Consider the following 648-nt stretch of genomic DNA (forward strand, 5'->3'; position numbering starts at 1 on the left):
CGGGTCGTAATACCGGTGACGGTTATAATACAGCCCCGTTTCTTCATCGTACTGCTGACCCGGCAGGCGGATGAGCTGCGCCAGATCATGCGGGTTTGTCTCACGGAGCACATTGCCCCACGCATCATACTCCGCTTCCCATTCAGTGGCTCCCTCATGGCTGACCAGCGCCAGCGGCAGTCCCCGGTGGTCGCAGTGGTACAGATGGATTTTCCTCCGCGGCATGTATTCCGGCTCCATCTGGTTTTGTATCTGCTCCGGCGTCAGCCCGCACTGTGCCAGCCATGCCCGGTTTGCATCGCTGAGTTCCCCGCGCTGAAGCTCCGCTTCCAGGTTATCCACCATCGCCACCAGTTCCGGCGGGAAGGTCACGTTCGCCTCCTGCTGGAACTTTTCTGCCAGCGTGCGGCGTGCGGCTTTCGCCAGTTCAGCACACCGTGTTTCCACCCGGACAAGCGGCGTGAAGCTGCCCGGCATATATATCGTCTGAATGCGCTGCGTATCCGTCTGCGTGGTGGTCAGCCTGTCGCCATCCCAGCCGTACCACGTGACTTCCGGCGGGGCTTCTCTGGTCCACACCCGTTTCCCGACGCGGCGCCCCGGCGGGTCGTACAGGTAGCGGCTTTCCTGCAGCGTCTGCCCCTGCTG

At 62.3% G+C, this 648-nt stretch carries 1 protein-coding gene; it reads right to left on the minus strand.

Going from position 1 to position 648, the window contains the following annotated elements; genetic code table 11:
• A partial coding sequence (locus tag AC2FAK_RS22940) for an RHS domain-containing protein (RefSeq protein ID WP_141236793.1) occupies window positions 1–648 on the minus strand: 648 nt, incomplete at both ends.

It is taken from the genome of Enterobacter cloacae complex sp. 394F7 (genome assembly GCF_057320385.1).